The sequence below is a fragment of the Solibacillus sp. FSL W8-0474 genome (assembly GCF_038004065.1).
Taxonomy (GTDB): Bacteria; Bacillota; Bacilli; order Bacillales_A; family Planococcaceae; genus Solibacillus; species Solibacillus faecavium.
The window spans coordinates 1,376,653-1,402,040 of the sequence record NZ_JBBOQJ010000001.1 but is presented as its reverse complement, the minus strand read 5'-3'; the positions used below and the strand labels follow the sequence as shown (position 1 = coordinate 1,402,040).

Annotated in this window: 22 protein-coding genes and 1 other RNA gene; 4 read left to right on the top strand and 19 right to left on the bottom strand. The window is 37.3% G+C overall.

The window, feature by feature from the left end; genetic code table 11:
• Positions 1 to 191 precede the first annotated feature (191 nt).
• Positions 192 to 428, top strand: a complete 237-nt coding sequence (locus tag NYE67_RS06855; protein ID WP_340727486.1) for a hypothetical protein — start codon at positions 192 to 194, stop codon at positions 426 to 428.
• Between the two features lie 101 nt (positions 429 to 529).
• Here NYE67_RS06855 and NYE67_RS06850 read toward each other — a convergent pair.
• The 3 genes from NYE67_RS06850 to NYE67_RS06840 form a co-directional block, all read right to left on the bottom strand.
• Positions 530 to 2,103 (bottom strand): IS3 family transposase gene (locus tag NYE67_RS06850; protein WP_340727485.1). Its coding sequence is split into 2 segments (ribosomal slippage): positions 530 to 1,464 and positions 1,464 to 2,103, totalling 1,575 coding nucleotides; the frame shifts between segments, so codons are not numbered across the junction.
• Positions 2,104 to 2,388: 285 nt separating this feature from the next.
• Positions 2,389 to 3,375 carry a sensor domain-containing diguanylate cyclase gene (locus NYE67_RS06845; protein WP_340729549.1) on the bottom strand — a complete coding sequence of 329 codons (987 nt, stop codon included), beginning with the start codon at positions 3,373 to 3,375 and terminating at the stop codon, positions 2,389 to 2,391.
• Between the two features lie 14 nt (positions 3,376 to 3,389).
• Positions 3,390 to 4,193 carry an alpha/beta fold hydrolase gene (locus NYE67_RS06840; protein WP_340728746.1) on the bottom strand — a complete coding sequence of 268 codons (804 nt, stop codon included), beginning with the start codon at positions 4,191 to 4,193 and terminating at the stop codon, positions 3,390 to 3,392.
• 373 nt (positions 4,194 to 4,566) lie between these two features.
• On the opposite strand from NYE67_RS06840, the gene NYE67_RS06835 reads away from it, so the two are divergent.
• Complete coding sequence (locus tag NYE67_RS06835) at positions 4,567 to 5,034, top strand: chemotaxis protein CheX (protein WP_340727483.1); 468 nt, start codon at positions 4,567 to 4,569, stop codon at positions 5,032 to 5,034.
• A gap of 34 nt (positions 5,035 to 5,068) precedes the next feature.
• On the opposite strand, the gene NYE67_RS06830 is transcribed toward NYE67_RS06835, so the two are convergent.
• The 11 genes from NYE67_RS06830 to NYE67_RS06780 all read right to left on the bottom strand — a co-directional run bounded on the left by NYE67_RS06830 (position 5,069) and on the right by NYE67_RS06780 (position 17,012).
• Positions 5,069 to 5,980, bottom strand: coding sequence for a hypothetical protein (locus NYE67_RS06830; RefSeq protein ID WP_340729548.1), 912 nt, complete (start codon positions 5,978 to 5,980; stop codon positions 5,069 to 5,071).
• Positions 5,973 to 6,470, bottom strand: a complete 498-nt coding sequence (locus NYE67_RS06825; protein WP_340727481.1) for an RNA polymerase sigma factor — start codon at positions 6,468 to 6,470, stop codon at positions 5,973 to 5,975. Before NYE67_RS06825 ends, NYE67_RS06830 begins: the two co-directional genes overlap by 8 nt.
• 364 nt (positions 6,471 to 6,834) lie before the next feature.
• Complete coding sequence (locus tag NYE67_RS06820; RefSeq protein WP_340729547.1) at positions 6,835 to 8,736, bottom strand: ATP-dependent DNA helicase; 1,902 nt, start codon at positions 8,734 to 8,736, stop codon at positions 6,835 to 6,837.
• Positions 8,737 to 8,918: 182 nt separating this feature from the next.
• On the bottom strand, positions 8,919 to 10,058 hold the full coding sequence (locus NYE67_RS06815) for a THUMP domain-containing class I SAM-dependent RNA methyltransferase (RefSeq protein ID WP_340727479.1): 1,140 nt from the start codon (positions 10,056 to 10,058) through the stop codon (positions 8,919 to 8,921).
• A gap of 4 nt (positions 10,059 to 10,062) precedes the next feature.
• Positions 10,063 to 11,805, bottom strand: a complete 1,743-nt coding sequence (locus NYE67_RS06810; protein ID WP_340727478.1) for a putative bifunctional diguanylate cyclase/phosphodiesterase — start codon at positions 11,803 to 11,805, stop codon at positions 10,063 to 10,065.
• A 201-nt stretch (positions 11,806 to 12,006) separates the two neighbouring features.
• Positions 12,007 to 12,389, bottom strand: an RNA gene (gene rnpB, locus NYE67_RS06805) — RNase P RNA component class B.
• 63 nt (positions 12,390 to 12,452) lie between these two features.
• Positions 12,453 to 12,755 (bottom strand): cell division regulator GpsB, encoded by a 303-nt coding sequence (gene gpsB, locus NYE67_RS06800; protein WP_191698114.1) that lies wholly within the window; start codon positions 12,753 to 12,755, stop codon positions 12,453 to 12,455.
• A 97-nt stretch (positions 12,756 to 12,852) separates the two neighbouring features.
• On the bottom strand, positions 12,853 to 14,097 hold the full coding sequence (locus NYE67_RS06795) for a ribonuclease H-like domain-containing protein (RefSeq protein WP_340729546.1): 1,245 nt from the start codon (positions 14,095 to 14,097) through the stop codon (positions 12,853 to 12,855).
• A gap of 31 nt (positions 14,098 to 14,128) precedes the next feature.
• Positions 14,129 to 16,405 (bottom strand): DEAD/DEAH box helicase, encoded by a 2,277-nt coding sequence (locus NYE67_RS06790; RefSeq protein WP_340729545.1) that lies wholly within the window; start codon positions 16,403 to 16,405, stop codon positions 14,129 to 14,131.
• On the bottom strand, positions 16,395 to 16,763 hold the full coding sequence (locus NYE67_RS06785) for a YppE family protein (protein WP_340727475.1): 369 nt from the start codon (positions 16,761 to 16,763) through the stop codon (positions 16,395 to 16,397). The genes NYE67_RS06790 and NYE67_RS06785 overlap by 11 nt, the downstream gene beginning before the upstream one ends.
• A 36-nt stretch (positions 16,764 to 16,799) precedes the next feature.
• Complete coding sequence (locus NYE67_RS06780; RefSeq protein ID WP_339215792.1) at positions 16,800 to 17,012, bottom strand: molecular chaperone; 213 nt, start codon at positions 17,010 to 17,012, stop codon at positions 16,800 to 16,802.
• Positions 17,013 to 17,194: 182 nt separating this feature from the next.
• Here NYE67_RS06780 and recU point away from each other — a divergent pair, with 182 nt between their 5' ends.
• A complete protein-coding gene (gene recU / locus NYE67_RS06775) occupies positions 17,195 to 17,863 on the top strand; it encodes a Holliday junction resolvase RecU (protein WP_340727474.1) in 669 nt (222 codons plus the stop codon).
• A 1-nt stretch (position 17,864) separates the two neighbouring features.
• Positions 17,865 to 20,537, top strand: a complete 2,673-nt coding sequence (locus NYE67_RS06770; protein ID WP_340727473.1) for a PBP1A family penicillin-binding protein — start codon at positions 17,865 to 17,867, stop codon at positions 20,535 to 20,537.
• 488 nt (positions 20,538 to 21,025) lie between these two features.
• Here the strand turns inward: NYE67_RS06770 and NYE67_RS06765 are convergent, their stop codons facing one another.
• The 5 genes from NYE67_RS06765 to NYE67_RS06745 all read right to left on the bottom strand — a co-directional run bounded on the left by NYE67_RS06765 (position 21,026) and on the right by NYE67_RS06745 (position 25,385).
• Positions 21,026 to 21,376, bottom strand: a complete 351-nt coding sequence (locus NYE67_RS06765) for a YpoC family protein (protein WP_340727472.1) — start codon at positions 21,374 to 21,376, stop codon at positions 21,026 to 21,028.
• Positions 21,373 to 22,032: an endonuclease III gene (gene nth, locus NYE67_RS06760; protein WP_340729544.1), complete on the bottom strand. Its 660-nt coding sequence runs from the start codon at positions 22,030 to 22,032 to the stop codon at positions 21,373 to 21,375. Before nth ends, NYE67_RS06765 begins: the two co-directional genes overlap by 4 nt.
• Before the next feature lie 18 nt (positions 22,033 to 22,050).
• Complete coding sequence (locus NYE67_RS06755; protein WP_340727471.1) at positions 22,051 to 22,779, bottom strand: DnaD domain-containing protein; 729 nt, start codon at positions 22,777 to 22,779, stop codon at positions 22,051 to 22,053.
• 84 nt (positions 22,780 to 22,863) lie between these two features.
• On the bottom strand, positions 22,864 to 24,159 hold the full coding sequence (gene asnS, locus NYE67_RS06750) for an asparagine--tRNA ligase (protein WP_340727470.1): 1,296 nt from the start codon (positions 24,157 to 24,159) through the stop codon (positions 22,864 to 22,866).
• A 32-nt stretch (positions 24,160 to 24,191) separates the two neighbouring features.
• Complete coding sequence (locus NYE67_RS06745; protein WP_340727469.1) at positions 24,192 to 25,385, bottom strand: pyridoxal phosphate-dependent aminotransferase; 1,194 nt, start codon at positions 25,383 to 25,385, stop codon at positions 24,192 to 24,194.
• Positions 25,386 to 25,388 lie beyond the last annotated feature (3 nt).

The window sequence follows — 25,388 nt, the reverse complement described above, 5'->3', positions numbered from 1 at the left end:
TCTTTAAGAGTTGATCCAAGCAAGGGTTGATTCAATAAATTGGGGAAATATGAGAGGTTATGGAATAAGGTCATTAAGAAAGTTAGAATATAGTTAATATTATCTATCTATTCTCCGGTCATTATATTGATATAATAAAGTGACTTAGTAAAAAACTATATAATATAAATTAACTAGGGGGATTATTTTACTTGAATAATACAAATCCACTTCAAAAAAAATGGCTCGTATTAATCGCTGCATTAATTATGTTGTTTTTTTCTTTAAAGGACTTTGATTTCTCCGAATTAGAAAAGTTCTCATTTAAAGATATGTTGCCAATCATTTTGATAACAGCTTTTATTTTTTTATTAAAAACAAGTATATTTTCTGTTATCTTGTTAAGTATAAAGAAATTATGGAGTAAATTATCTAAAAAAAACGAGTGATAATCTTTCCAAATAAAAGCATAGGAACACATCCAGAAGGCACAAACGTTGATTTATGAACTGCTCCCTGTCAAGTAGACAGTGGAAATAATAAAAATGCTTTAAGCGGCTTGAGACCTGAACTCTTTAGGACTCAAGCCGTTTAATGTTTCTTGATATCGTTCGTTGTTATAGAATTTTATATATGTATCAATCGCATGTTTTAACTCTTCGTACGTCTCAAACTTATGTAAATAATACTTCTCTACTTTTAGAGTCCCCCAAAACGCTTCTATCGGTCCATTATCAATACAGCGGCCGACTCTCGACATACTGTGTGTCAGATTTGCTTTCTCTATGATTCGCTTGAATTCTTTTGATGTATATTGATATCCTCGATCACTATGTAGGATAGGAAATTCCTTTTGATTTAACTGGCGTATAGCTGGTTTAACGGTCTTGAAAACTAAATCATTATTATTTAAATGTCCTAATTTGTAACTGACAATAGACTTGTCATATAGATCAATAATCGCACTTAAATAAGCCTTTTTACCATTTCCATACTGGAATTCATTTACGTCTGTACACCATTTTTGATTTGGCTTTTTGGCCGTAAATTCGCGTGCTAATACGTTCTCAGCTGTGTAATCTGGTGTTACCTTACGGTACTTTTTTGGACGACATCGAATAACTGCCTGTAAATCGGAAATCTGCATCAGTCGATAAATACGTTTTTTATTTACTTTATTTAAGCCTTCTTTTTCGCGCTGACGATTGATTGTCATAGTGATTCTACGATAGCCGTAAATACCATTTACTTGTTTATATAAATGATTAATGGATGCTACTAACTGTCTGTTTTCCAATTCTTGCGATGTTGGCTGGCGGTTTAACCATTTATAATAAGCTGCTCGTGATACGTTAGCTAATTTACAAAGTAATAGAATCGGAAATTTTTCTTTTTCTGCTAATTCTTGAATAGCTAAATAATGACTCTGCGTACGAATTTTACTTAACGAAGCCTCCTTTCGATTTCCTCTAACTTTTTTAAAAGTAAATTTTCAGCACGTAATCTTTCATTTTCACGTTCTATTTGTTGGATTTTTAACCGTAATTTATCTTCTGGTGTACGTTCATCCGCTGATTTCATTCGCCCACGGCGATCTTCAAGAGATTCTTCGCCACCAACTTCAAACTTCCGTACCCACTGGTAAACTTGTTGGTAAGTCACATTATATTGAGTTGCCGTTGTTTTATAATCCTTTTGATTCTTTATACAAGTTTTCGCAATTTCAATTCGTTCTTCTAGAGTAGTGTTTCTTCCCTTAGTCATAGTTTGGCTCACCCTTTTATTCGAGTCTTTTAAATCACTATGACTATTATATTTTTTTAACCACCTGTTGAATACATTTTGACCACTGATTCCATATTTGGTCATAATCTCGTGCTTTGAATACTTACCTGTTAAGTAATCTTCAATGGCGTTTCTTTTCAACTCTTGAGGGTAAATTTTATTTTTCGCAGGACGAAGTAATGCGCTTGTGCCTCCAAATTGATATTTAGCTCGCCATTCATATAAGTTCCTTACATTCACATTGAATATGCGACAAATTTCTCTTACCGAGTAACGACCTTCATCTAAATATTTAAGAGCCAAAATCTTAGTATCTATTGAAAATGTTTTATTAGACAAAAAATGCCCCCCATTCGACAAACAGATTTTATTTTTTAATCTGTCTACCTAATGGGGAGCATATCATTTAGAAGCGATTGTGCCTTTTCGTTGGGGAATTGTTTATACGGTGTTATATGCACTTTTGTTAAATGTCAGTTATAGCAACAGGTTCGGAGAATTTTGAGTAAAGCTGCACAAATGGTGTTAATGAATAAAATCCTGTATATTAATGCTAATTAGAGTGTCATTTACATTATCTTTTTCTCTCTATAAACTGAACCCGTTACCCATAAATCACAGTCTTTATAAATCCTTCCACGTTTCATATTGTATAGTACAATTACGCCCTTTACGCTTGGCTTCATAAAGTGCCTTATCTGCATGTTCAAAGATAGATATTTCGGTATCGTCTTCTTGAAAAGTAGCACACCCTATACTTACCGTCAGCCTTCCTATTGTCGGCCAAATCGTTTGCTCCAGCCTTTTATTTAGATTTTGGGCAAGTTGAAATGCTTCTTCTTCAGCAGTTTCACCTAATAATAATACAAACTCTTCCCCGCCATATCTTGCAGCTGTATCATTTTCTCGTGCCACAGTATTTAAAATCAACCCCAATTGAGCCAATACTAGATCTCCAATTGCATGGCCATGAGTATCATTGACTTGCTTAAAATGGTCAATATCCATTACAAGTAGAGAGAACGGCACACCATTTTGGCGATATTTCTCCACATACCCTGTAAGCTGCTGTTGGAAAAAGCGTCGATTCGCAATCCCCGTTAAATTATCCGTATTGGAAATTTTCGTAAGTTCCTCATTCATACTAAGTAATTGATCTTGTTTATTTTCAATTTCCTTATTAATTCGATGAAGATGCTCATAAGCGATTGTTTTTTCCTTATAAGCCTCTTCCAGCATTAATTTAGCTTGACGAACTTCACGCTCATGGTCAATCCTTTTTTTCATTGGCATAAAAACGATAGATACTAAAGCTGCATCATCCAACTGAATCTCTTTTGCATTAACTAAGCATGGAATAGTATGACCTTCTGAATTATGTACATGAATAAACAGTTCATCTACAAAATGATAAATCGACATATTCGGATAAAGATAGGAATGAAAAATTAATTTACTGCTTGCAGAAAATAATTTTTCTATATGCTTTCCGATTAAGTCCTCACGTTTATAATTCGTCCAGTTTAAAAGTGTTTCATTTATATCCGTAATCACATATTGTAAATCCGTTTCCATATATCCACAAGGTAATTGAAATAATCGACTATCCATTTATCATTTCGCTCCTATCCTCGCTTTAAATACTGTAAAATGATTTCTGCAGTTAAATTTGGATCACTTAAATGCGGATAATGACCTCTCGTATTTAAGATTACTAATTCACTATCCGGTATATGCTCATTTAAATAGTCCCCTACTTCAATCGGGACAATGCTATCATTTGCGCATTGCAATAATAAAGTAGGTATTTGCAGTTCATCTAATTGATGACGATAATCACTAAAGAAAGTTACTTCGGCAAATTGGCGAGCAATACTAGGGTTCGTCGAAACGAAAGTTCTTTCAAGCGTTTTAGTCAAATATGAATCTTTGGACTGGTCTATTGCCATCGGGGCCATATAACTTGCCCAGCCTTCAAAATTCATTTCCATCGTCTCTAGCAGCTCTTCAATTTCACTACGGCTAAAGCCACCTATATAGCTTCCATCATTTAAATAGCATGGGGATGGGCCAATCATAATTAATTTTGAAAAATACTGTGGCTTTTTTATTGCTGCGAGCATACCAATCATAGAACTTATGGAATGCCCAATAAAAATAATATTTTTCAGATCAAAAGCTTCTATAACATCGATTACATCTTGCGCGTACCCATCTAAACTATTGTATTTTATAGAATCGTACGCTAAAATGTCCGATTTACCTGCACCGACATAATCAAATAAAATAATTTTATATGCATCCTTTAAATAAGTCGTTAAAGAATGCCATAACGATTGATCACATCCGAACCCATGACCAAATAATAATACTTGCTCCCCTTCCCCTAATATTGTCACATTATTTCTCTCTGCAATATTGATCATCATAATCTCACCTTTAAATAGTAATGACACTTAATAATATGTAATATTTTCCAACAAATTTCTATAATAACAATGAAAAAAGCGCTTTGTCAAGATGACATTGCGCTGAATAAATTTTATTTTAAGTAAAGATTTTGTGCATTATTTTGCGACATTCTTTAAAACAAAGTTTCCAATCGATAAATAAACAATTACTGTTGCTCCAACTAACGCATACAACATTTTACACACCGCCTTAACAATTGATAATAATTATCAATTTCATTATAAATCGTTTCTATTTTAGCGTCAATGCCTTTTCTTTTGGAATTTCTGTATACATACACTAAAGTAACATGGTAATATGTAGTAAAAGTCATGGTAAGGGGGAATTCATTTGAGTACTTCTAAGCATATTCAAACCATTTTGAATGGTACAATCCATTCATTAAAATCTATTATACCTGTGAATATAGATGTAAAATCTCCTTCGATTGCAACAGAACCTTATGAACAAAAAGAGATGGGTGTACTAATAGGATTAGTCGGTGATTTAAAAGGTCGTGTAATTATAGATGGATCGCCTGAAATTTTTGGTTCAATTGGCTCAGCAATGTTTGGCATGCCTTTAGAAGGCCCAATGCTGGAGTCATTTACTGGTGAGCTTGGAAATATGATTGCTGGTAATTTATGTACATATGCAGGACAATATGAATTGGAACTTGATATCACCCCTCCTACGGTGATGGTAGGACATACGAAATTATATGGGTTCCAGCAAGCATTCCAAATACCTGCATCAATAGAAGGTATTGGAGATATCATTATTCTTTATACAATTGATGATGAAGAAGAGGAAGAATAATAGACCTATCCACTGAAAAGAGTGGATAGGTTTTTTAGATAAACAATACAAACAGAATAACATTTACGATAAATATTCTTTGTATATGATGTTTCCAATTTGGTTGTTGTTTTTTTATTAAAATGTGTAAATATACAGTAGCTGAAATAAAAAAAGTAAATATTAATAACATCATCAGCAAATGATTTACACCAAGCCATTCATTCATTTGATGGATACTAATAAATGTAAGTACTAAGCAAGTTAAATTAATTATCGGTGAGTTTATTTCCTTTATTCCTCTACTTTTTGTTTTAATCGCTACATAAACAAATATTGATAATAAAATTGTCAGTAACCCAATTTTCCAGGGAGGAAAATTATTTTTTTCAATATATATATGTAACCAGTAGGTGTGAAATTGTTCATGGCTTTGTTCAGGTAATTTGAATTGCATCATTGTATTCGGATTAACAAAAAATGAGTTCCCGTTTTCACCAATCTCTTTTAAATATACAGAATCCCCGTTCTCTAATTGAAATAAATAGTTTGTTGAATTTGTATAATTCGTTAAATCCCCAGTAAACGGTGACATTTCACTATTTTTAAATAACAGCTCAATTTCATTTAATATAGCGGGATCCGTGGTAGATAATTTATCCGTATAAAAGGGTGAAGTTAAGTTGTACATACGATCAGCACGTTTACTATAAAGGTAGTAGGCTTTCGTTACTTCCCCAAGCTCGAAATTTGTTGATTGTTGCGACTGTATAGATTTAGGGGACTCTGTAATTATTTGGGAAAAAACAAATAGTAATAATCCGAAGAGCACGAGTGTTACACTATACGTAAACTTTTGCTTTTTCATGTAATCATTATTTCGCTTATTTAATTTTAAAAGTTGGCTATTCTTTGTTTCTTCATCCAGGTTTTTTCTCTGTAATGATCTTAATTTTGAATCAAGCATCTCGCTCCCCTCCTAGCAGCTCAGTAATTTTTTTCATCCCACGCTCTGTAGCATTCTTTACTTTTGCTTCATTCCATCCTAATATTTGAGCACTTTCTTTAATTGAAAATTGTTCGATTTTACGTAATACAATTGCTTCACGGTAATGGTGAGGGAGCTTTCCTAATGCTTCATAAAGCTCATACTGCTCATTTTTTGCTTGAAGCCAATGTTCGGGTGAATATGTATAGTCGATTTGTTCATGCTCATGTAGAAACGGAATAAATTTCAATAATCTTTTACGGCGAAAATGGTCGTAAACAAGATTGCGCGCAATTTTTGAGAGCCAAGTTTTTTCGCTAGATTGACCACGAAATTGGGGGTTGCCATTGATCGCCTTTAGAAAGGTTTCCTGCGTTAAATCTTTTGCCAGCTCATCATCACCAACTAAAAAATAAATAAAATGATAAATGCTATCACTATATGTGACGTACATACGTTCAATCGGCAATTTACTTCCCACCTCCTTATTCATATAGACGGACGGATATTGTTTTTGACTCACTTTATTTTAACAAAATTGAAATTTATTACAGCTCCCGAAAAAGTGGAGTTATTCAATTTAAAAATAAGCGGAAGATTTACCCTTATTTAAAAATTGCCCCTACTTTTAAGGAGAATAAGGGGAGATTTTCCGTTTATGTAATGAAAATTTGATCATTTTACGTACTTTTAAGCTTAATAAGCGGAATTTCTACCTCTATTTGGGCTTTTTTTCAATCTTAAATTAAAATAAGGGGAATTTCTCCGTCTATTTCCTTCCATAATATACACATACAAAAAACCCGTTCGAATGCTCAAACGGGTTAAAAATATTATTGTGGCTCTACTGCCAAAATGTCTACAAAGTCTGATTTTACTTTAACTTCTTCATCGTTTAATAAAATATGAATATCACCATGGTCATTCGAAGTACGAATTAAACGGCCCATTCCTTGTTGAAGACGAAGCTGCATGAATGGCAACTCAACTTCTTCAAATGGATTTTGTGCAAATGAGCGTTTCGCATCAAATAACGGATCATGCGGCGGGAATGGTAAATCGAAAATAATAACGCGTGTCAACGCTTCTTCCGGTAAATCCAAACCTTCCCATAAATGATACGAACATAATGCCTGAATTTCACCGTTCTGGAATTCACGTACAATTGCAGATAGCTCACGGTCGCCTTCGAATGCAATATTCAGTCGCGTCATTAAACCTACATTAGCTTTAAACTGATTCATCGCCTGCTTTGATTTAAACAGGATTAGCGTTTGCTTTTCATCTTTAAGAAGCTGTTCTACTTTTGCAACTTTGTCAGTTTGAGAAAGTTCATGCAAGTAAATTTTCATGACTTCTTCATAATCAAACGGTGAAGGTACACTAAAGCTCTGATATTTTTCGATTCCTAAACTCGCTGCAATATAGCTGAAATCCTTTTTCACTGATAACGTTGCAGACGAGAATACAATCGGCATTTTTTTCGAGAATAATGTTTCAGATAGAACATCTGTAATAAGGCGTGGCATAATTACTAACGTTTCTTCCCCATCAGTATCCTCCAGCCAATCAACCGCATCACCCTGTGCAACAAAAATGCGAATCGCTGCTACATAATGCTCTAAAAATTCTTCAGCCATGTTGAGCTCATATTCTGGAATCATGTAAAGCTCTGATTCAAATACTAACTCTTCAAGCAGTTGGTCAACATCTGCTATAACACGCTCACCAAATTGAATTAGGCGCTCTGATTTAACTATCCGTTTTCTGTCTTCCTCTGACTTAATTACATCCTCACGCAATTGGTCAAAAAACAGCTCGTGATGGTCCTGTAAATGCTCCATCGCATATAATGTACGCTCACGCACACCATCTACCATTAAGCGCTCTAGTAATTCTACAATTGTATAAGCTTGAACTTTATATGTTAATGCTTTTTGAGCAGCATATTCCAGTAAATGTCCTTCATCAAGTACCATCATCGACACTTCCGGTAATAAAGGAAGTTGCCCTTCACGTTCACGGGACTCCTTCGTCGCTAAATGTTCCATTAAAAAATCTTGGGAACAAATAATTAGGTCTGTCGATTTACGGTAATGGGCACGGTGTAATGTTTGACCGCAACGATTGCGTAAATCACAAACAGCACATTGCATAATAGAATTGTAATTCACTTTTTGCCAATCTTCGTCCGTAACTAACGGGTAATCCGAACGCTCTCCATAAGGCTGTACTGCAATCATACTTCCTTGTGCATACACACCATCCGGAATTGAAAAAGCGATATCATCAATCCAGTCTTCTGTTTCATTTTTTTCCGCTTCTTCAAAACGCTTTAAACATAAATACTGATCGCGTGATTTTGCAAGACGGACATCAATTTCAAGCTCCAAAACATCGCGAAGTTTATGAATATCGCCGCCTTCTTTTACTAGCTGATCGATTAATGTTTCATCTGCACAGGCGATTAAAGCCGGTTTCCCTGTATAGCGTGCGTATGAGACAGCAGGTAATAAATAGGCAATTGTCTTCCCTGTCCCTACACCTGCTTCAGCAAATAATACGTTCTTTTCTTTTAATGCTTGTTCTATTTGGTAAGCCATAAATATTTGTTCGTCACGGCATTCAAAGCCTCGTTCTGGTAGCTCATCATATAATACGTCACCGAGCCAATCACCTAACGAATCAAAGAAAGTTTTTTCTCTTGATAGTTCAAAAGGTAAAGATTTTCTCAAATGGATGTTCCCCCTCAATATGAAGCGGAAGGAATGGGTGGCCATTCCTTCCGCAAAAACACTCTTTATAATTATAGTCAACAAAAAAAAACTTTACTCATCATTATACATCTAAATACATAAAAAAAATACTAATATGCAACAAAAAACTACATTAGTTTAGCACCAATGTAGTTTTCATATTAATTTTCACGCTTAGACTTTTGACCCCAATATTGATACAAATCTGTACGAATAAATCCGTTAAATAACTTACGCTTTTTCGTTGCTTTTTTACCGTAATGCACTTCAAATTCTTCCATTGATGACAGCATATAAACTGACCATGTTGGATAATTTTGCATCACTTGACCAAATTGGCGGAGCATTTTCTCAATTTCTTCCACTTCACCAATACGTTCTCCATAAGGTGGATTCGTTACGATAACCCCATCCGTTAGCTTCGTAGTAAAATCTGTTGCCTGCATTTGTTTGAAAGTCAACAAGTCGCCAAAGCCTGCTTCAAGAGCGTTTTCCTGAGCAATTGCTACCATTTTATGATCGATATCCGTACCGATAATATTAAGTTCCTGATCATAATTCGCTAAATTATCCGCCTCATCACGGGCCTTATCCCAAATATCCTGTTTCATCCATGGCCAAGACTCCGAAATAAATTCTCTATTATAGCCTGGTGCAATATTTTGACCAATCATTGCTGCTTCCAGTGCAATTGTTCCTGAACCACAGAATGGGTCTACAAACGGACGACTTGGCGACCATTTCGAAATTTTCACCAATGCAGCTGCAAGCGTCTCTTTTAAAGGCGCTTCACCTTGCGTCGTTCTGTATCCACGTTTATGCAAACCGACACCCGATGTATCTATTGTTAATGTTGCCACATCTTTTAAAATCGATATTTCAATTTTGAATGTTGGTCCCGATTCATCTAAAAATCCTAATCGCTTGTAGGCTAATTTCAGACGTTCAACTATTGCTTTTTTCGTAATGGCCTGACAGTCAGGTACACTAAACAACGTCGACTTAACTGACTTACCGGAAACCGGGAAATTTGCATCCACTGGTAAATATTTTTCCCACTGAACGGATTTTACCCCTTCAAATAATTGGTCGAATGTTCTTGCCGGAAATTGTGCAACGACGATTTTCACACGGTCTGCTACACGTAACCATAAATTCGTGCGGGCAATCGCCATCTCGTCTCCTTCAAAATACACTTTACCGTTTTCTACCTGTGTTTCATATCCTAATTCACGTACTTCTTCTGCTACGATTGCTTCCAAGCCCATCGCTGCTGTTGCTACTAATTTAAATTTTGTCATGCTTTTAAATCCTTCCTTGATGCTCGACTTCCCAAAAATGAATGAAGTCAATTAATTCTTCCATTGGCAATGGTCTACTGTAGTAATACCCTTGAATAAAATCACAGCCCATTGACTTTAATAGCTCAACTTGTTGGCTCGTTTCAACGCCTTCAGCAACGACTTTCATTTGCAGGCGGTGAGCCATTTGAATAATTGCATCGACAATAGCCTGTTTGTCATCCAGTGAGCAAATATGTTGAATGAAGCTGCGGTCGATTTTTAAAACATCTAACGGGAAACGCACTAAATAACTTAATGAAGAATAGCCTGTCCCAAAATCGTCAATTGATAGCTTAAACCCTAATTGTTTCAGCTTAACTAATTTACTAACCGTCTCCTGTGCACTATTCATAACTGTGCGCTCTGTCACTTCGATTTCGAAGCATTGGGCAGATGTATTATTTCTTTCTAAAATTGTTTGGACTGATTCTAAAAAGCTTTGCTGTTGGAAATGAATACTTGATACATTAATTGCAATCGGAATTTTAGGATATCCTGCTGCAACTAATTTTTGGTTCCCTTCACATGCCAAATCAAAAATAATTTCACTTAAAGGAATGATTAAGCCCGATTCTTCGGCATGTTCGATGAATTCTGCAGGTGAAACGAAGCCGAGTTTTTCACTATTCCAACGGACTAGGGCCTCTATGCCGACAATGTCATTTGTAACTGTATTAATTTTCGGCTGGTAGGCGAGTGTAAATTCACGATTTTCAATTGCTTTGCGTAATTCACTATCCAACATTAATACTCGGTTTGAATCAGTTTTTAATTCTTCAAAGTAAAAGGAGAAACAATTTCGCCCATTTTCCTTAGAGTAAGACATCGCACGGTCAGCACGATTTAATAGTTGCTCTGTTGTCATACCGTCCTCAGGATAAATACTGATACCCATACTCGTCGAAACATAGATATCCTGATCGTGGATTTTAATCGGTATCTCGAAAGCCCTGATCACTTCTTCAGCAAATTTCGCCGCTTCTCTCGGATGTTGAATGTTAGCCAAAGTAATGACAAACTCATCCCCGCCAAAACGAGCTAAAACATCCTTGTTTTTAAGCAAGCTATTTACACGTCTTGCTACTTCCACTAATAGTTGATCACCAATAGCATGTCCAAGTGTATCGTTTACTTGCTTAAAGCGATCCAAATCCATGAAAAGAACAGCATGTTGTATCGGCTGTACTTTTTTTGAGGACATTTCCAGCAGAACTTTCATTCGTTCGATAAATGCGAAACGATTACATACATCTGTCAATGAATCATGCAGCGCTCTTTTTTCAAGCTCATCTTCAACAATTTTCCGTTCAGATAAATCCGTAAAAATACCACAATAATTTGTAACTTCACCAAATTCATCTTTAATTTCTATTATTGTCAGCCATTCAGGGTATAATTCACCTGTTTTGCGTCTGTTCCAAATTTCTCCTTGCCAAATTCCGTCTCTCTCGATTTGGTCCCACATATCAATATAAAAAATTCTGTCATGTACGCCGGATTGTAAAATTGAAGGTTTTTCCCCTTGGACTTCCTCTAATTTATAACCCGTTACAAATTCAAAAGCAGCATTAATCGATAAAATCTTTTTAAACTTATCAGTTATCATTATACCTTCAGCAATATTTTCAAAAACCTTTTCAATTAATTCTTTTGAAAAATGAGACAATAATAGCTCTTGTACATTTGGTTTATTTGATTCATTCAATACAACTCACCCTTATTTCCTTATAGAACAATAATTCATTTATCCTGTATAGACTTCAATGTATGTACTAAGTTTGAAGTAATGACTTCTAACTTTTGGTGTTGAATCTTTATTTTGCCAATTTTACTGATTTTATCTACTAAGAAAGGCTCTCCAAAAGAAATGGAGAGCCTTATTACATGTTTAAGAAAAGCATCAATAATCAATAAGCCATGTTTTGTTCCTAAGTACTCAAACAGCTTTCGCCTCGTACGACTAGGTAGTAATCATCTATCTACGGCCAAAATGACCGTCCCTCCATCCGTTCAATTCCTTCTGGAGAGTGCCCCTACCATAATTTGGGTTTCTCACTCATGGGGTTTACCTCGTTCCACCTTACAGCTTTCACTGTAAGCTCCGTCACTGTGGCACTTTCAGGAAGTTTCGTCCATATCTAAAAGACTTAGGAGTTCCTTCCGCCGTCAAGAGAAGCTCTCTTGCCTTACCTTATTTTTTCAGTAAGCACGAACACTACGGGCGTCTCAGCACCGTGTGAGCATGGACTTTCCTCTACGATAATGAAATCGCAGCGATTACTCGAATATTGATGTATACCTAAATTATACTTTATACTTTTAAAAAATACAATATTGCTATAAATAGTTTAACTATTCGTATAGTTTGCTCCCAAAAACATGCTTTTCTAAATTAGAAAGGCGTTTTAAAATATCAAAATTTGTACTATTAGCTGTCGGTGGTGGTGCAACAACAGATGATTTACGTGTAGAGTTAGTCAACTCCTGCTTCAAACGTTCATTTTCCTCTGTTAATGAAGCTATTTTGGCTGTAAATGAATCATAATCTTCACGAATCAAATCTAAAAATTGATCTACCTCGTCCACATTATAGCCTTTCATGCTTTTTTTGAATTCTTTTTCTAATATATAGTCAGCTGTTAATTTAATATCCATTATTCATCGTCCTTCCGTCACGCAACTTCTTTATCTTATTATAGCATAGGTCAGACGTTTCTTACGAATACATGTTTTAAACAAAATGAAAATTTTTTCAGCGTTTGTTCACATTATTTTTGTTCATTTTAATATCTAATCGGCCGAGCCTTTTTTGCCAATTTCTCTGCTTGTTTAGCAGCTGCGTTTCATTTCTAAATGAAATTTGCTGTAACAATTCAAGCCCTTTTTCCGAAAAGGCCATCGCTTGTTCATAATCTTTTAGCTGATGTTCATATAAAATTGCCAACTGCTCATACGCCTGTAACTTTTTTTCACGGGGAATTGTCGGCAATGCCGAGTGGAAAGATTCAATTGCTAAATTAATTTCTCCAACTCGCTTTAATTCATAAGCTAAATAAAAATGAGCATAGCCTGTTTCTTCGGTATTGAAGTGTTTTGTCACTGCCTGCAATATTTCCGCACTTGTTTGTCGTTTTTTTAAGTCGCCAAACCACTTTCCAATGTTCGTATACGTAGTAGCAGATTCGGTCGAAATCGCATCAAACAACAAATTAGTCGAATGAATGTACAAAGTAATAAGAGAAAGTAAATCCCATTCATTATGCAACAGAACTTTCATTAGTGTTTCGGCATTGCCGCTTTTTATCGCATCAAAATAAATGATCGGCGCTAAATGCCCTGGAATATCGCCTTTCCGGAAAAATCCAAGCTTATCCTGCTCTACTTGTGTGAGCTTCATTCGCGCTAAGTCATCTTTCCATAGTCGCTTCGTACTATGCAATAGATCAATTTGACGCTGCGTTTTTAACGGTGGCAAATGCTGTTTGTTTAACGTCCAGCGCACTTGCAGCTGTGGCCAATCGAAACTTTTCCCATTATAGGAAACAACCGTCATATTTTTCTGCCATAATTTCGATTCAAAAAGGAAAGCTACTTCGTTTGATGGGTCTGACAATACGTATTGAGTAAGAGTAAATTGTTCCTCCTCCTCATCAAATTGTAGAAAACCTAATAAAAAGATATGTGTCCCAGCCCCTTTAAGGCCGGTCGTTTCCGTATCGAAAAATACGATCGTCTCCTGCTCATCAATCGCAAAAGGATGGTCATCAGCTTCATATTTCCATCGTTTCAGTGCATTAAAAATTTCGCCAAGTCTATAATCACCGTGCTTATAATCAAGGGGATAGTGTACTTCCCTTTTAAAAAGCATACCAAATTCATTTTCAACCAACTGAAGTCCAGCCTGCTGCCACTGTTCACTATAAAATGGTGGGTCCGGTTTTATGAAGGCAGGCTTTTCTTGTTTTTGCCCTGTATTTTTACTAAGCAGCTTTTTCATTTGTAGGAGCTTATTTTCATACGACATGTCTTCACATCATTTCACTTATTAAAATATCCAAAACTTTTAAAACTTGTTTTTTGCTTTCTCCTAAACTATCTTGTGCCCCGATACACGATGGACAACCTTGCTGACATGGACAGTTCGTCACATGTTGGGCAGTTCGTTCAAGTAAGGAAAGCAATATATCATAAACACGTTCACTTAAACCGATACCACCAGGATAGCTATCATAAATAAACAATGTCGGCTTTTCGTTGTGTACTGCCTTTACTTGAGGGACAACCGACACATCCGATCGGTCACAATGAATGAAGATCGGGATAAAACTCCCCATCGCATAGGCTGCACCGGTTAAAGCATCCGTTAACTGCTCCTCAGTCCAATTATAAGGCAATTCAAAGCTCATCCATGTTGCATTTGTATGCATTTCCATTGGTGGAATCGATATCGGACCTGAGCCGATATTATCATGTGTATTAAATCGAATTTTTTTGAAAATGGTTGGAATCGCTAAAATGCTGACATCCCCAAAACTTACAGTAGCATTTTTAAAAGGTGCAGATTTATCTTCGCTTAATACTTTTAACTCGACAGCTAAATTAGCATCGGTGAAGTAATCGACATCCACTTCACGAACAAATGCTTTTTTCTCTTCCCAATCCAATTTTTCGACTTGGAACTGGATCCCTTGATGTATATAAATCGCTTCCTCGTGCAAAAGTGTCATTGCACTATACGTATCCATTTCCCCGATGACCTTTGTATTTGCCGGTGTTGAAATATCAATGATTACGACATTTTCTTGTGCAGCTGAGCGTAATGATATTTCATGGGCCGGAAATCTGTCACTCATCCAATGCCATTTCGTACTTGTACGTACGAGTACACCTTCGTCTTCTAAATAGGCGAGTAATTCCTGTACTTCAAATTCTCCATAACTATCATTCATTGAAAAAGGAAGTTCAAATGCAGCACATTTCAAATGCTCCATTAATATGAGAATGTTCTCAGGATTAATACGCGCTTCTTCTGGGGAACTCCCTAGTAAATAGCTAGGATTTTGTACGACATATTGATCCAATGCTGTAGATTGGGCAACATAGACAATAAGTGCCTCATCCTGACGTCTCCCTGCCCGGCCTGCTTGCTGCCATGCACTGGCAATGTTGCCCGGGTATCCTGTCATTATGCAAGCTTGCAATTGACCTATATCTACACCAAGTTCAAGTGCATTTGTGCTGACAACCATTTGAATCGAACCGGATCGTAAACCTTTTTCTATTTCACGTCGCTCACTCGGTAAATAGCCTCCCCGGTATCCTTGAATGGACTCATCCATTATTTTTTTCGATGTTAGCGATTTTAAATAGGTTACAAGCATTTCGACACGAACTCTTGATTTGGCGAATATAATCGTTTGAATACCTGCTTCAAACAAACGCTTGGAAATGTCACGTACCTCCAATACCGCGCTACGTCTAACTCCAAATGTCGGATGTACGATTGGTGGATTATAAAAAATAAAAGTTTTCTTTCCTACAGGTGCTCCTGATTTCTCTATAAGTACATGCTCACTATTAGTCAAACTTTCTGCAAGCTCTTTCGGGTTTTTTATTGTCGCACTTGTACAAATAAAAATCGGCTTGCTTCCATAAAATTCGCAAATACGTAGAAGCCTTCTTATAACGTGTGCAACATGTGAACCGAAAACGCCTTTGTACGTATGTAATTCATCAATAACAATGTACTTTAAGTTTTCAAAAAGCGAAACCCATTTCGTATGATGCGGTAAAATACCCGAATGCAGCATATCTGGATTGGTCATCACAATATGCCCGGCTTTTCTTATTTTTTGACGTATACCGGGTGCAGTATCTCCATCGTATGTGTAGCTTAAAATATCTTCTTCCATTAATTCAATCAGTTCATTTAAATCCGATTTTTGATCCTGGGCAAGCGCTTTTGTCGGGAACAAATAAATCGCTCGGCTCGAAGGATCTTCCAAAATTTTCTGGAGAACAGGTAAATGATAACAATAAGACTTCCCTGAAGCGGTCGGTGTAATAGCAGTAAAATTCTTTTGCTGTTCGGCATAATCAAAAGCCTGGCGTTGATGTAAATAAAGCTGATGAATGCCGCGTCCATGCAGAGCCTTTACGATTGACGGATGTAAGTTTGATGGAAATTCCGCATACTGAGCCTGTTTTTCTTCAATTGTATGCATTGCGACAATATTTTGTTTCATTTCCTCATCATATTGCCATTCCTCAACAAGCTGAGTAATCGTTTTTTTCTTACTGAACATCGTCTTCACCTTCCTCAATCTTGGAAACGAGAAGCTTTAATGTATATTGTGCAGATTGAATCGACTGGATAAAGCGTTTTTTACTAGTCCCTTTATAAAAAGACTGTACAACAAATTGCTCCATCGCATCTGCTGCGTGGTCAATTTGCTGTACATATAAATTTTTAGGATACGTGCTTTTAATCCAATGTGCCGCAAGTTGCTGCCATTCCTGAATACGTGTATGGACGATATCAACATGGGGCTTGACGTCATTAAAGAAGTCAGGCTCCATGTCCAAACGCCGCATTTCCTGGAAACGTTGTAAACACGCTTCACATTCATCTATTAATATATAAGTTTCTTCTAATAATCGCATAAAAAGCACCTCAAATAATTTCGTCTGTATTATCGTTTAGTGTATCAAATTCTCATCGATAGTACTACTTATATGCGAACACGTATTCTTTACTTGACTCTTGATTTCTGCTAAGCTAACTTTTTGAGAAACCGAAATTAAATTTGTTAAATGATCGATCTTCATCCTTAATTGTTCACGTTCCATTTGCAATGTTAATAACGTTTCTGCCATTTCAACTTGTTCTATTAAGCGTGATAATTTCGACATATAATGCCCCCTTTTCACAATGATTCTTGCTTTTTTTGTAGAATCCTTGTCATGTGGCAAAAATAGTGTTTATTCGGCAAAAGATGTTATAATTTGCATAGTTTTTTTTAAAATTATTAACGAGTACACTGTTTATGATACACTATTAAAGTATTATTTCTGCTAGGAAAGAAGGTGATTCCATGGTCATTCGTTATCCAAATGGAAAGCTCTATCAAAGTGCGCCTAAGTTGGAAAGTACACAAGACCCTGCTGAACATTCAACGGTTGCCAAAGATGCAAAAAAAAGGGCCATTTCCTACAGTAACCGTGGAAAAAGCTTAGAAGATGACTTAAATGAAACAAATTTGTTTTATTTACAAAGGAAATTGGCAAATATACACAAGAAACCTGTTCCGATTCAAATCGTCAAAGTAGATTATCCGGCAAGAAGTGCTGCGGTTATTAAAGAAGCTTACTTCCGCACCCCTTCCACAACGGATTATAATGGCGTCTGGAATGGTTATTATATCGACTTTGAAGCAAAGGAAACTGATAATAAAACATCCTTCCCATTAAAAAACATCCACCCTCACCAAATGACTCATATGGAATCGGTGACAAATCAACGAGGAATTGCATTTTTCATCATACGGTTTAGTTCATTAAATCGAAATTTTGTCATGCCTTATAATGTTGTAGCCAATGTATTTAAAAAAATGCATGAGGGTGGCAGAAAATCAATACCATTAACCGTTTTCGAGCAACAGGCTATCGAAATTAACGAAGGCTATTTACCAAGGCTCGATTATTTAGATGCGGTTAAAAAGTTAATCGCAAACGGGAATGTTTGTGAAAGTGAGGAGAACTAACGTGACGGAAAAAAGAAAAACGCGCGAGGAAATTAAACGCGAACGTCAAAAAAATAACAGATCGAAAAAATCAAAATCAAAAACATCGGCTGGCAACTGGGTTAAGCGTATTGTAATGGCAATCGTTCTAATCGGTGCTTTAGGCTTTTTAAGCGGTGCCGCACTATTTGGCTATTATGTAAGTAAGGCTCCTGAATTAGATGAAGAATTACTGAAAGATCCTATTTCATCTGAATTTTACGATGTAAATGGTGAATTATTCGCTACAATCGGAGCAGAAAAACGTAATTTTGTAAAATACGAAGATATTCCTCAGCAAATGATTGATGCGATTATCGCAACTGAAGATGCACGATTCTTTGAACACTTCGGAATCGACTTCTGGCGTTTAGGTGGTGCTGTCATTGCCAACGTCCGGGACGGATTCGGGGCTCAGGGTGCCAGTACGATTACACAGCAAGTTGTTAAAAACTCATTCTTTACAAATGAGAAAAAGCTGGAACGTAAAGCACAGGAGGCTTGGCTTGCGATTCAATTAGAGCGTAAATATAGTAAAGAAGAAATTTTTGAAATGTACTTTAATAAAGTACTAATGTCCGGCAGAATTCATGGTTTCGGTACAGCAGCTAAAGAATTTTACGGAAAAGAATTAAGTGAATTGACGTTAGCAGAGTCTGCTCAATTAGCAGGTATGCCGCAAAGCCCGAACAATTTCAATCCATACAAAAAACCGGACCGTGCTAAAAAACGCCGTAATATCGTGCTATCACTTATGGTTCAGCACGGTAAAATTTCCGAAGCAGAGGCTCAAGAAGCAATAGCCGCTCCTGTAACAGGAGGTTTAATTCCTGAGGAAGATCGTGTCGCAAACAGCACTACAAAATATCCTGCCTTTTTGGATGTGGTGATGTCTGAAATAGAAAAAAACGGCGATGGTGAACTGCTTTCAGAAGGAATTAAAGTATATACAACACTTGATCCGAAAGCACAAGCAATTGTAGAAGATCGAATGAACAATGACAGTAACTTCCCTACTGAAAAAATCGAGGCGGGCGTTGCAGTTATTGATACACAAACAGGTGAAGTTCGCGCGATCGGTGGAGGTCGTCATTATACAGGATTTAACTTTAACTACGCAGATGATTTAATAGATCGTCAGCCCGGTTCGACATTAAAGCCTTTAATTGATTATGGTCCAGCTTTTGAATATTTAAAATGGTCAACAGGTCAAACAACGGTCGATGAAAAAATGACTTACAGCGGTTCAGATCAAGTTATCGGAAACTGGGACGGGAAATATTTAGGAACAATGACTGTACGTCAAGCACTTTATACGTCACGTAATATCCCAGCCATTAAAACATTCCGTGAAGTCGGTCCAGAACGTGCACAGCAATTTTTATCAAACTTAGGCATTAAATCAAAAGGACTGACGGAATCAGAAGCAATTGGTGGTGGTAGTACAACTATTTCGCCGATTCAACTGGCCGCTTCCTATGCCGCATTCGGTAATAATGGTATTTACAATGATGCCCATTCTATTAATAAAATTGTATTCCGTGATGGTAAAACGTCAAAATCATATAAGCCTGAATCAAAGCCTGCCATGAGCGATTATACAGCTTATATGGTAACTGATATTTTACGCGACGTAGTAAGTAACAAAAATAATGCATCTGCACCACGCGCTAGCGTTTCAGGCGTTGATATTGCAGGTAAAACAGGTACGACAAATTACGATTCCGATGAATTCAAAAAATATAATCTGAAAAGCAGTTCCGTACCGGATACATGGTTTGCCGGCTATACAACAAACTATTCAATCGCCATTTGGGGCGGTTATTCCAAACGTAAGGATGCTATTACGACATGGGAAGAGCGATGGTTGCCACAAACTTTGTTTAAATCAATCATGACAGATTTAAATCAGCATAATCCATCATCAACGTTTAAACAGCCAAGTTCTGTTGTGTCGGCTTCGATAGTAATTGGGTCCAACCCATTAAAATTGGCCAATGAATATACACCTGCAAATCAGCGTACTACAGAGTTATTTGTCAAAGGGACAGAGCCTACTGAATATACAGAGGAATTTGTCCCTCAAACATTGGAAGCACCAACTGGCTTACAGGCGACATTTAACGAAGTGGCTCAGCTTGCAGATGTAACTTGGTCACACCCATCACAAAATGCTGAAGATGGGGACGCACAAGATCCAGTCACATATGAAGTATCAATGGCAGTAGATGGCGGTTCTGCAACTGTTCTATCAGTTTCAGGCGCAACTTCTATACAAGTACCAAATATAGAACGTGGAAAAGAATATCTATTTACAGTCACAGCCATTTCCGGTGATCTACGGAGTGACCCTGCTGCTGTAACATTATTCGTCCCGGGATCCCCAGAGCCAGAAGAGCCTGAGGAGCCAAATGAAGAAGTGGAAAATCCAGGTAGCCCTGAGAACCCTTCACTGCCAAACAATGGGAATGGAAACAACAACGGCAATCAGAATCCAGGTAATGGTAATGGAAATAACGGGAATGGTAATGGGAACGGAAATGGCAATACTGTAGAGCCAGAGTCCCCAAATCCTGAAACATCACCACCGAATCAGCCTACCCCTCCTCAACCAGGCGGTGGCGAAACGAATCCTGAAGATTCAGATGACGATTAAATAATACAAATTTTAAGAGCTACCCATTATTTCATAATAATAGGTAGCTCTTTTCAGATTGTCGACAAAAGGTCTCGAGAGACCTTTTGTCTTATTATTATAAATTTTTACTAGATGCTTAGCAGGAATAAGTTGTTCATGTTCATTGATTTAAATTGATTACTAGTCATCGTAGATATCGTATCTCACTTTATTTAAAGCGATGAATAAGTTGATTGGAGTGGAGGGACCGTGACTCCACCGGGAAACGCACGCGCGGAAGATCCACTAAATTGTGCCTGCCGTTGTAGGCACAATTTAGTTAGCTGGAGCCGTGCCCGGGGAAAGCATCGGTCCCGGAATGGAAATCAACGGTTTTGATTAGTTAACTTTATTTTAATAAAAAAGACTGTAGGCAAACCCGAATTTCTTCGAGTTTGTCTACAGTCTGTAAAGAGCTACCCATTATTTCATAATAATAGGTAGCTCTTTTTTTCGATATATTATGTTTATTTTTTCAGTCTTAATCGGGCACAGCGCTTTTTCGTTTCTTTAAAAAGCTCATCCAGCTGTCTATAACATGCATATTGACCCGGACGCATTTTAACAAACTGCAGGCGCTCCATGCCATTAATTGGCATAAGCTCGTACACATTTTGCTGAGAGAATACTGTATTTTCCGTTATTGAACTAGTCATAAGAAATCCTTCAAAAAGTTCGATCCCTTTTTGCATAAATTGTATAGCCGAACCGTCACGACGTTCATGGGCATTATGAATATCTTCACGTATCGCTTCCCACTCTTCATACCAGCGATCGACTATTTCTTTTGAAATGGCTTCTGTATTCACTAATATCATACTTTCACCAAGCCTTTTTTCAAGCGCTTTTGTCCTTCACGACAATCATCCAGCAGTGGACATGTCCCACAGCCCGGATTTTGCGCTTTACAATGATAGCGTCCAAAGAATATGATTTGATGATGAGCACGGCTCCATCGGTCCATCGGTGTTTTTTTCATTATCATTTCTTCAACTTCCAGCACGCTGTCTTTCCAACGACAAAGACCTAATCGTTTAGAAACACGCTCTACATGTGTATCAACTGCCAATGCGGGAATATCAAATGCAACGGATAACACAACATTTGCCGTTTTACGTCCGACACCAGGCAATGTAACTAGCTCTTCACGCGTAGCTGGCACTTCACCACCATATTCATTTAAAAGACGTGCACACAACAATTGAATATTCTTTGCTTTATTTCGATATAGTCCGATCGAGCGAATATCACTTTGAAGTTCCTCTAATGGGACATTTAAATAATCTTGAGGTGTTTTGTATTTTTGAAATAATTGTTTCGTCACTTTATTGACGAGCACATCGGTACATTGCGCAGATAATAATGTAGCGATTGTCAGCTCAAATGGATTGTCATGCACTAATTCACAATGCGCATCAGGATACATTCGGTCCATCTCGTCTAAGAAGTGATTCCATTTCACTTTTGTTAACATAGTAAATTAAGCGCCCTCCTATTCTCGCTCCTCTAACCAATTATAAAATGAGACTTTTTTCGTTTGCTGAGTTTCCTGTTGTTTTAACGCTTGGGTAGATGATGGTTGCATCGTATTTTTACGGTATTGCTCACTATGCTTTTCAATCTGTGCTAGCGTCTTTATATTACGCTTTTTCCATTCGATTAAAATACGATCAATATAACGCAAATTAACTTTATCTGCGAGTACCGCTTCCTTTAATGCTGCTTTAATAATTTCCGGACTGTGTTGGTCCAAGTCCATCCACATACCGATCGTTTCAATTTCCATCGGTGAAAGTAAACGCCCCAACTCCTGCTCAAACAACTGGAAAATCTTCGCCTCGTCCAATTTTGTGGCAGACGTATGCTGCTGTTGCTCTTTAGATTGCAACAAATCCAAAAGCCGCTCCCATAATGGATAGATTGAATATTTTTCGGTAATTCGTCCGGATTCATCTGTACTTTGAGAAATTTCGACACAGCCTTTTTGCATTAAGCGCTGCAAAATCTGAGAAATGGCCGTTAACTGAAAATTGGTCCTTTGCATTAAATCATTCGGCGTCGGAAAATCGATTCCCTCTTGTTCAAAGCTTAGTAAATGTAGAACAATCAATGCTTCATCATCTTGGATGTTCAACTCGCTATAATGTTTAAAAAATAATTGTGGAATAGTAACTTGTAATTGCTCCGTCCAAACGCGGATTCGATTAAAATTTGTTGACATTGCTGAATCCCCCTTTGTTCGCTCGTAACGACAAAACGCCCGGTTATATTCCGGACGCTTTCTCATAGATAAGATATAAATTGTTTATGGATATAAACGGTTTAATAAACGTGGGAATGGAATCGCTTCACGGATATGTTCAGTTCCCGAAATCCATGCTACTGTACGCTCTAAACCTAAGCCGAAGCCTGAGTGAGGTACTGCACCTTGTTTACATAAATCTAAATACCATGCATACGCATCCAATGATAAGTTATGTTCTTCCAAACGGGATTTCATTAACTCATAATCGTAAATACGTTCAGAACCACCGATAATTTCACCATAGCCTTCAGGAGCGATTAAGTCTGCACATAATACGACATCATCACGTTCTGGGTGTGGCTGCATGTAGAATGGTTTAATACCGATTGGGTAGCAAGTGATAAATACAGGCTTGTCATAATGGTTGGCAATTGCTGTTTCGTGTGGTGCACCAAAATCGTCACCCCACTGAATATCATCAAAGCCTTGCTCATGTAAAAACTCAATTGCTTCATCATATGAAATACGTGGGAATGGAGCTTTCACATTTTCCAATTTTGATGTGTCGCGGCCAAGACGCTCTAAATCAAGCTTACAGTTTTTCAGAACAGATTGTACGATATGTGACACGTATTGCTCTTGTACTTCTAAACTTTCATCATGCTCGACAAATGCCATTTCAGGCTCAATCATCCAGAACTCGATTAAGTGACGGCGTGTTTTTGACTTTTCTGCACGGAAAGTCGGACCGAACGAGAATACTTTTCCTAATGCCATTGCAGCAGCTTCCATATAAAGCTGACCTGATTGAGATAGGAATGCATCTTCATCGAAATATTTAGTATGGAATAGCTCTGACGTTCCTTCTGGTGAAGAACCAGTTAAGATTGGCGGATCCATTTTTGTAAAGCCATTTTCATTAAAGAATTCATATGTAGCACGAATAATTTCATTACGTACTTTCATAATGGCATGCTGCTTACGAGAACGTAACCATAAGTGACGGTTGTCCATTAAAAATTCTGTTCCGTGCTCTTTTGGTGTAATCGGATAGTCATTTGCTGCGCTAATTACTTCAATACCTGTAACATTCAATTCTGCACCGAAAGATGAACGTTCATCTGCCTTTACTTCCCCAATTACGTACAGTGATGTTTCTTGTGTCATACCCTTTGCTACTGCGAATAGTTCTTCGCCAACTTCCGCTTTCACGACAACCCCTTGTGCAAAACCTGAGCCATCACGTAATTGTAAGAAAGCTAATTTACCGCTTGAACGTTTATTTGCTAACCAAGCTCCGATTTTTACTGTTTCGCCAATATTATTTGGCATATCTTTAATCATAATTTTCTTCATAAAGTCCTCCAAAAGTTAAGCTACAGCTGTTTTTAATCTTGCCACTTTGCTTTTACAAAGGCTTCGATTCGACGAACTGCTTCTTCTAATAATTCTAAAGATGTTGCGTAAGATAGACGTATTGTCGCAGGTGATCCAAAGCCTGAACCTGGAATAACTGCAACATTTGCTTCAGTCAATAGTGCCGATACAAAATCGTCCACAGATGCATAGCCTGTTTTTTCTGCTGTTTCCGAAACATCAGGTAATAAGTAAAATGCCCCTTGTGGCTTTAATACTTTTACTCCAGGAATTGCTGCTAGTTTTGGGAATATCACTTCTAAACGTGATTCAAAAGCTTGCCTCATCTCTTCTACTGGTTCTTGGGATCCGTTGTATGCTTCAATTGTTGCATATTGGGCTGTTGTCGTTGCATTTGAAGTCGAATGGGAAGCTAAGTCGGTCATCGCCTTAATAATAGACGCATCACCTGCTGCATAACCAATTCGCCAGCCTGTCATAGAGTGTGATTTTGCCACACCATTCACAACAATTGTACGTGCCTTAATGGCATCCGAAATTTGCGCAATCGAATAATGCTCTATTCCATTGTAAACAAGCTTTTCATAAATTTCATCTGAAACGATTAAAATATCTTTTTCTTCCGCTACTTTCGCAAGCTCTGCCAACTCTTCCTTCGTATAGATCATGCCAGAAGGATTTGATGGTGAGTTAATTATGACCGCTTTTGTTTTTTCTGTAATAGCATCACGCAATTGCTGTGCTGTAATTTTATAGCTTTGCTCCTGAGTTCCTTCTACATAGACAGGAACACCGCCAGCTAGCTTCACTTGTTCCGGATAGGAAACCCAATAAGGGATTGGTATGATTACTTCATCCCCTTCATTCAATATAACTTGGAACAATGTATACAGAACGTGTTTAGCACCAACACCAACAATAATCTCATTAGCTTTATATGTAAGGCTGTTGTCGCGTGCCAGTTTATCGATGATTGCCTTTTTTAATGCCGGTAAGCCTCCAGCTGGCGTATACTTTGTATAGCCTGCATCCATCGATTCTTTAGCAGCAATTAAAATATTTTCCGGTGTATTAAAGTCAGGTTCCCCCGCTCCTAAACCGATGACATCAATCCCTTGCTCTTTTAGCTCCTTCGCTTTAGCTGTAATGGCCAAAGTTGTTGATGGTGTTAAAGTTTTTACACGATTTGCTAACAATTGTTTCATGTT